This is a genomic window from Novosphingobium pokkalii, assembly GCF_014652855.1.
GTDB classification, from domain to species: Bacteria; Pseudomonadota; Alphaproteobacteria; order Sphingomonadales; family Sphingomonadaceae; genus Novosphingobium; species Novosphingobium pokkalii.
This window is the reverse complement of the sequence record NZ_BMZP01000045.1, coordinates 1-7,613: the sequence shown is the minus strand read 5'-3', so window position 1 is coordinate 7,613 and position 7,613 is coordinate 1. Positions and strand designations below refer to the sequence as shown.

6 protein-coding genes and 2 pseudogenes are annotated in these 7,613 nt (G+C 66.5%); 1 reads left to right on the top strand and 7 read right to left on the bottom strand.

Annotated features, from left to right (window positions below; translation table 11 throughout):
- Positions 1-204: 204 nt before the first annotated feature.
- From IE191_RS20790 to IE191_RS20775, 4 genes and pseudogenes are all read right to left on the bottom strand, one after another.
- Positions 205-1,200, bottom strand: a complete 996-nt coding sequence (locus IE191_RS20790) for a hypothetical protein (protein WP_229815743.1) — start codon at positions 1,198-1,200, stop codon at positions 205-207.
- 395 nt (positions 1,201-1,595) lie between these two features.
- Positions 1,596-2,600, bottom strand: coding sequence for a zinc-dependent alcohol dehydrogenase family protein (locus IE191_RS20785; RefSeq protein WP_191326344.1), 1,005 nt, complete (start codon positions 2,598-2,600; stop codon positions 1,596-1,598).
- Between the two features lie 18 nt (positions 2,601-2,618).
- Positions 2,619-3,521: pseudogene (locus IE191_RS20780) on the bottom strand (NAD(P)-dependent oxidoreductase); the annotation flags it as partial.
- 21 nt (positions 3,522-3,542) lie between these two features.
- Positions 3,543-4,058 (bottom strand): SRPBCC family protein, encoded by a 516-nt coding sequence (locus IE191_RS20775; protein WP_191326342.1) that lies wholly within the window; start codon positions 4,056-4,058, stop codon positions 3,543-3,545.
- An 81-nt stretch (positions 4,059-4,139) separates the two neighbouring features.
- On the opposite strand from IE191_RS20775, the gene IE191_RS20770 reads away from it, so the two are divergent.
- On the top strand, positions 4,140-5,033 hold the full coding sequence (locus IE191_RS20770; RefSeq protein ID WP_191326341.1) for a LysR family transcriptional regulator: 894 nt from the start codon (positions 4,140-4,142) through the stop codon (positions 5,031-5,033).
- A 17-nt stretch (positions 5,034-5,050) separates the two neighbouring features.
- Here IE191_RS20770 and IE191_RS20765 read toward each other — a convergent pair whose 3' ends face one another.
- The 3 genes and pseudogenes from IE191_RS20765 to IE191_RS20755 all read right to left on the bottom strand — a co-directional run bounded on the left by IE191_RS20765 (position 5,051) and on the right by IE191_RS20755 (position 7,305).
- A complete protein-coding gene (locus IE191_RS20765; RefSeq protein ID WP_191326340.1) occupies positions 5,051-5,761 on the bottom strand; it encodes a M3 family metallopeptidase in 711 nt (236 codons plus the stop codon).
- Positions 5,754-5,993: pseudogene (locus tag IE191_RS21415) on the bottom strand (sigma factor); the annotation flags it as partial. The gene IE191_RS20765 and the pseudogene IE191_RS21415, both read right to left, overlap by 8 nt.
- A 211-nt stretch (positions 5,994-6,204) precedes the next feature.
- Positions 6,205-7,305 carry a PLP-dependent cysteine synthase family protein gene (locus tag IE191_RS20755; RefSeq protein WP_308432951.1) on the bottom strand — a complete coding sequence of 367 codons (1,101 nt, stop codon included), beginning with the start codon at positions 7,303-7,305 and terminating at the stop codon, positions 6,205-6,207.
- Positions 7,306-7,613 lie beyond the last annotated feature (308 nt).

The window sequence follows — 7,613 nt, the reverse complement described above, 5'->3', positions numbered from 1 at the left end:
TGACGACATCGGCTTGAGCTTAACTTCGCCGCAAATCTGTCCAGGAAGGCGGGGCCACCTCACAGTAACCTCGCCAATCGCTTTTCTCATTCTGGCAAGCACGCCGAAGCGCGGGTCCGAACGCCGTATGCATGTCTGCTCGACCAGACCTGTTCGCTCGAGTGAAGCCCGGCACCAGCATTTCACCTCTGTTCCCAGTGCGCATTAGCTGGCGCCTTGCAGCCCCGCCTTCACCTCGTGGTCGAAACCGGTGAAGCGGAAACCACCGAACCTGGCGCCAATGTCCTTGTCGCTGCCATCCAGCGCCAGATACAGCAGATAGGTCTGGTAATCGAGCGCAGCGCCGGTGGGGTCGCCCTTGGCCAGTTGCGCCTGCGCACCAGCAATCACGCTCGCCAGTTGTGCATGGGCCTGCCCGCTTGCCCATGTGCCGGTAGAGGGCACATCCCGGCCATCGACGCTGACCTTTGCAGCAGACAGATGCGCCTTGGCCACGGCAATCGCGCGCGAGAGGAATTGTGCGGCATCCGTACCGCTGGTCAACGCCACGGGCGCACCTTGCTTGCCGGCTTGCGTCGTGGGCACCAGCCACAGGCTGGTCTTGGCACCACGCTGATCCTTGTCAAAGCCGAAGAATTTTTGCGCGTTCACAAATTCGCCTGGCCGGTTGGATATGGCGATGCCATCGCGGGAAAAGCGCATGGCGTCCTGATAGATCTTGCCATCAATATTGTAGTTCTTGTGGTCCTCGCCGCCCATGAAGGCACCGCGCACCTGTAACGCCCGCTGCATCACCCAGCCATCCGGGCCATACCAGAACAGCGCCACATCGCCTGGATGGAGGGTACGATCAAAATGCGCAGGCTTGATGGCCTCGCCCGATGTGGCGGTGAAATGGGCGGAGTCAAAGGCTCGGCCCTCACCCGTGGCGGCACCTGCCGCCTGGCCGACGCCCTGATCGGCCCGGCGCACAGAGAACATGCCATTACGCCGCCGCAATACCTTGCCAACGGCCACGCCTTCCTTGTATTCCGCCTCGATCCGGTCGGCAAAACCATCGTGGTCCGTGTCATACAGCCGCACCTCCAGCCCGGCGACAATGCCTGTGGCACTGGCCAGGGCGGCCGACTCATAGCTGGCGGCCGGCTTTTCCGCCTTGAAACCACCCTTCCACGCGCCCGTGGCGGCATCGCGCTTCAACCAGGCAACCTGGTTGACCAGATAACCATCGGGGCTGGTCTTGGCGAAATCTTCCGCCGTTGCGGGCATGGCAATGCCATTGATGAAAAACCGCCCCGCCCGGATCACTTGCACGACGCCTTGCGTCGCATCGCCGCCGCGAAACAGGCTATCATACCGCGCATCCGTTACGCTGCGGCCCTCATCGCCCATGTTCAGCACAATGGCGCGCATCATGCCCTTGGCAGAGTGATAGGTCGCCGGGCGGGCCACGACCGGTGGCGCGCCGGAGGCCGAACCGCCCAGCAGACAAAGCGTGATAGCCAAGCGGGTCGCAAGATTCATGGCAAGGGTCCCAAATTCGAAAACTGACCCCGCCTAATCGGGCAGGCTGGGTCTCACCAGACGCAAGCTTGTCAGAGGGTGATCGGAATTTTGCCGAAATGCCGGCCCGCCGCCTGGTGTTCAAAAGCCGCGCGCAGATCGTCCAGGGCAAAGGCCTGATCGAGCACGGGGCGAATGCCGGTCACCTCCAGCGCGGCGACGAAATCGCGCTGATGGCGGTGGCTGCCCACGATCAGCCCTTGCAGGCGCTGCTGCTTGCGCATCATCGTGGCAGTCGGCACTTCGCCGGCAAAGCCGGTGAGCACGCCGATCAGCGCGATATGGCCATTGTCGCGCGCGGCCTCGATGGACTGGGCCAGGCTGCCCGGCCCGCCCACTTCGACCACGTGATCCACGCCGCGCCCATTGGTGAGATCGCGGATCACCGTGCCCCATTCGGGCTGGCTGCGGTAATTGATCACCGCATCGGCGCCCAGCGCGGAAAGGCGCGCCAGCTTTTCATCGGAAGATGACGTGGCGATCACCCGCGCGCCCATCGCCTTGGCCAGTTGCAGCGCATAGAGCGAGACGCCGCCGGTGCCCAGCACGGCCACCGTGTCGCCCGCCTTCAGCCCGCCGTTGACCACCAGCGCGCGCCACGCCGTCAGGCCCGCCGTGGTGATGGTGGCGGCTTCCGGCGCGCTCCATCCGCGCGGCGCATGCGTCACCCAGGTGGCGGGCACGGTGATGGTTTCGCGGGCATAGCCATCGATGCCATCGCCCGGCACGCGGGAAAAATTGCTCGGCCCATCGGGGCCGTCCTGCCAATCGGGAAAGAAGATGGAAACGACCATGTCGCCCACCCGGTAATCGGCCACGCCTTCGCCCACGGCCAGAACTTCACCCGCACCATCGGAGAGGGGAATGCGCGGCCCGGCCACCGAGCCGGGCGTCTTGGCCACCAGCAGATCGTGGTAATTGAGCGAACTGGCCCGCACCCGGATGGTGATTTCGCCCGGCCCCGGATCGGCCGCGGCGGCCACGTCGTGCAGCGCCAGGGTATCGAGCCCGCCGCCGTTCAGGATCATCTGCTTCATCGTCTGTCTTCCCATGTTTCAGCCGCGCGCCAGCTTGACCAGCGCGGTCATGTTTTCATCGCCCAGCCCGGCCGCGCTGGCGGCGGCAAACCGCGCGGCCAGCGCTTGCGCCAGCGGCAAGTCGCCTTCCTGGCCAATGCCGGTGACATAGGCCATATCCTTGGCGATCAGGTCGATGGGGAATTGCGGGGCATGATTGCCCTGGCGCATCAACATGGTGAGATAGCCCGCCACCGGCGCCCATGACGATGTGCCCGCCAGCGCGCCCAGCGCCACGTCCAGATCCAGCCCCTCGCGGACAAGCAGCGGCAGGAGTTCGGCCCATGCCCCCACCTGAAGCGCCAGGAGCGTGTTGGTGGCCAGCTTCACCACCGCGCCCGCGCCGATCGGGCCGACCGCGTGAAAGGCCGCGCCCAGCGGGGCCAGCAGGGGCTGCGCCTGCGCCACGGCATCAGCCGCGCCGCCCAGAAAATAGACGAGTTGCCCGGCATCGGCCTGTGGGCGCGAGCCGGAAACCGGCGCTTCCACCGGCACGGCGCCCGCCGCCTGCGCCGCCGCAGCCCAGCCCCGCACCCATTGCGGCGTCAGCGTCGAACTTTCGATGGCCAGCGCGCCCAGCATCATGCCTGCTAGCGCGCCGCTTTCCGCATCGCACCACACCGCGCGCGAGGCTTCGTCATCGCGCAGCATGGCGATCACCGCCTGCGCCCCTTGCGCGGCGGCGCGGGGGGTGGCGGCAAGCGTGGCGCCCGCGATCGCCTCGGTCGCCGGGCGGCTGCGGTTCCACACGTGTACCTCATGCCCGGCGGCGACCAGGCGGCGCGCCATGCGCGAACCCATCGCGCCCAGGCCCAGAACGGCGATTTTTGCCATGTGCTTGCGTTTCCTGTGCTGCGGGGCAGGGCGGCGGCAACCACCGCCGCCCCACTCATGCTTGTGGGATCAGGCCTTGGCCGCGCGGGCCGCCGCCACCAGGCCGTTCAGCCAGTCCTGATGGCCATTAATCATCGGGTTGGGATTGGCCTTGGCCAGATCCTTGGCCGGATTGCCGTTCTGGGTTTCCTGCGTCAGGATGCGCACGCGCCCGCCCGACAGATCCTCGATCAGCCACGCATGATGCACATCGAGGCGATCCTGCGCGCCCACTTCACCGGCCCAGCCATGCCAGGCCACGCGGGCGGGCTGGCCTTCCACCGGGGGGGTGTGTTCCACCACCTGCGCTTCCACGGGAAAGCCGAAGGTGCTGAAATAGAAGCGCAGGCCCGGCTCCAGCGCCGGCCCCTTGCCATCATAGAAGCGCACATCGGCCGAATTGGCGTAATAGGTGGGCCAACGCTCCGGCTCGTTCAGGAAAGGCCAGACATCGGCCGTGGTCAGGCCGGTGACGATGACTTCGTTCGAGCAGTAATTGTCGGTAAATCCGGGCACATAGCCGGCGGGCCAGATGATATCGCTCATGGGTGTCTCCTTTGTCTGGCACGCACCCTAGCGCGGTTTGGGATATTGCGAAAATCGCAATTCTCGATACCATCCATCGGCATGGACAATATCGGAACGCTCGATCTCAACTTGCTCAAGACGCTCGATGCCCTGCTGGAAACGCGCTCCGTCACGGCGGCGGCGGCGCGTCTCTCGCTGACCCAGCCCACGGTCAGCGGCATGCTGGCCCGCCTGCGCGAAGCCTTTGACGATCCGCTGTTCGTGCGCGCCCAGCGCGGCATCATGCCCACCCCGCGCGCCGAGGCGCTGGCAGCGCCGCTGCGGCAGGCGCTGCACGCCATCGACGCGCTGATGCAGCCGGTCGCCTTCGATCCGGCCAGGGCCGAACAGACCATCAGCATCGCGGCCACCGATTATGCGCAGCGCGTGCTCATCCTGCCCTTTCTGGCGCTGCTGCGGCGTGAAGCGCCGGGTATCCGCGTTTCGGTGCGCCCCGCCGGCATGGTGGACATGGCCGCGCAGATGGAGCGCGGCGCGCTCGATCTGGCGCTGACCACGCCCGAAGATGCGGCCGAAACGCTGAAATCGCGCCGCCTGTTCGATGAGCATTACGTCTGCGTGCTGCGCGAGGGGCATCGGGCGGCACGGGCGCGGCTCGATCTCGACGGGTTTTGCGCGCTCGACCATGCGATCATGTCGCACGACGGCACCCGCTTTCGCGGCGCGACCGACCAGGCGCTGGAAGCCGTCGGCCGCAGCCGCAAGGTGGTCGCCTCGGTGCCCAACTTCACCGTGCTGATCGATCTGGTGCGTTCATCCGATTGCTGCGCGCTGCTGCCCTCGCGGCTCGTCGCGCCCGAGGCGGGCCTTGCCGTGGTGCCCCCCCCGATCGCCATCACCGGCTTTGCCAAGATCCTCGTCTGGCACGAAAGAACGCACAATGATGCGCTCATGCGCTGGGTTCGCGACAGATTGGCCAACTTGCAGGTTTAGGTTCCGCAACCTGACAGCTAGGCGGCAATGCCCCAATTAGCCAAGAGAGGTTCATCGACCGGCCTTCGACCTCGGAACGCGAGGAAGTTCTGTGCCGCCGGGCGCGATCCGCCGCGTGCCAGCACTTCGTCGCGGAAGCGTGCGCCCAGCGCGGCCCGGTCGGCGCCCGGTTCGCCAAAGGCGGCATAGGCATCGGCCGAAAGCCGCTCTGCCCAGAGGTAGGAATAATAGCCCGCCGCATAGCCGCCGGCAAAGATATGGCTGAACGCATGGGCAAAGCGGTGCCATTCGGGCGGGCGGACAACGGCGATCTCGTCGCGCACGGCCTCCAGCACGGCTTGCGGATCGGGGCTGTTGTCCCCGCCCGCGCTGGCGTGGAGGCGCGGGTCGAACAGCGCGAGTTCGGCCTGGCGCAGCAGGCCAAGGCCGCTCTGGAACTGCCGCGCGCCCAGCATCCGCGCGATCAGGTTGTCGCCCACCAGATCGAACGGCGCAGCCATGACGCGATCAAGCGGCAAGTGGCGGCGGATTTCCCCACTGTCGGGCGCGTGGCGGGGGCGGCGCAGGCGCTCTGCGGCAAAGCCCATGTCCCACGGCATCAGATCGGCAAGGCCCAGCTCTTGCAGGGCAAAGCGGCGCGACTCTTCCAGATCGGCTTGCGCCCTGGGCCAGGCCAGGCGCGCCAGGCGCAGCAGAAACGCTTCCACCTCTTGCGCGCCGGGCGCCATCGGTCAGGAGATCGGCCGCCACCTGGAAGACATAGGCATCGGGATTATCCACCGCGCGTTCGGGCAGAGCCATGAGGCGCAAGAACACTTCCTGCATCAGATCTTCGGACCGGGCATGATCCCCGCCCAGACGGCGGCGGAAAAAGGCCATGAGGGCCGGGCGGAACAGTCGGCTGAGTGCGGAAATGCCCTCCCCCGGCGATGCTTCGCAGTCGCTGTGTTGCCATGTCATACCGCTATGACGGAGGAGACGGCAACGTTTGCACCGCAAGGACATTCTGGAAACGCATGGCCGATGCCAGGCGGTCCGGTTTTGCGGAAGACGGCAGGAGGCCAGCAGCAACCCTGCGTTGCGGGGCTTCGGCTCCATCCTGCCATCCCGCCATGGTTTCGGTCTGGCGCGGGGCCTGGTCCTCGCGCCAGGCAAGCCGCGCAGAGCGCGATCAGGCCAGGCTGCCGGTTTCCAGAAACGCCGTCATGCGCGCTTCCTCGTCGGCCAGGTCCAGCCCGCGCTGCGCCAGCCAGGCATCGTTGAAGCAGGTGGAGGCATAGCGTTCGCCCGAATCGCACAGGATCGTGACGATCGAGCCACGCACCCCGGCCTGCGCCATTTCGGTGGCAAGGCGAGCGCAGGCGACCAGGTTGGTGCCGGTCGAGCCGCCCACGCGGCGGCCAAGATGGCGCGACAGCACGCGCGCCGCCGCGATCGAGGCGGCGTCTTCCACCACTTCCATGCGGTCGATCACGTTGGGCACGAACGAGGGTTCGACGCGCGGGCGGCCAATGCCCTCGATCAGGCTGCACGCGCCGTCGTTGTGGCGGATCGTGCGGTCATGCCAGTGGCGATGGAACACCGAGTGCGCCGGATCGGCCACGCAGATGAGCGTGGCATGGCGATGATAGCGCACAAAGCGACCCAGCGTGGCCGAAGTGCCGCCGGTGCCGGCCCCGCAGACGATCCAGGTGGGGATCGGCGCGGGTTCATGGCCCATCTGGGCAAAGATGCTTTCGGCAATGTTGTTGTTGCCGCGCCAGTCCGTCGCGCGCTCGGCAAAGGTGAACTGGTCCATGTAGTGCCCGCCGCGCTCGGCCGCGAGGCGCTGCGCTTCGCCATAGACCGCGCCCGGCTCGCTCACCTTGTGGCACTGGCCGCCCAGCGCCTCGATCGCGGCGATCTTTTCAGCGGCCGTGCTGGCCGGGATCACCGCCACGAAGGGCAGGCCGAGCATGCGCGCGAAATAGGCTTCCGACACGGCGGTGGAGCCGGAAGAGGCCTCCACCACGGTGGTGCCCTCGCCGATCCACCCGCTGCACAGCGCATGGAGGAACAGCGAGCGGGCCAGGCGGTGCTTGAGGCTGCCGGTCGGGTGGCTGCTTTCATCCTTGAGGTAGATGGCAATGCCCGGCAGCGCGGGGAGATCGAGCGGGATCAGGTGGGTATCGGCACTGCGCGTGTAATCCGCCTCGATCCGCGCGATGGCCCAATCGGCCCAGCGGCCAGACCCATCTGCACACAGCGTGTTGCCCCGAGACACCTGAGGCACCTGAGACACCTGAGACAGGGGCGAGGCGCAAAGCGGTGCTTCCTGGCGATACATGCGGCGTTCCTGATCCTGCTGAATATTGCTATGGATATGCAGGATAGCGCATGATGCATGCACACGGGATGCAATTATTCCGTGCGATATGGAAATTTTGGGCAGCCTTTTGCGTGCACGCCCGAAAGGCGCACCCTGTTTGCGCCGCCCGGCAAAGCGTCACCGCAACGGGAAACGCGATGAGCGTTCCTGGTGAGGTGGCCCCGCCTTCCTGGACAGATTTGCGGCGAAGTTAAGCTCAAGCCGATGTCGTC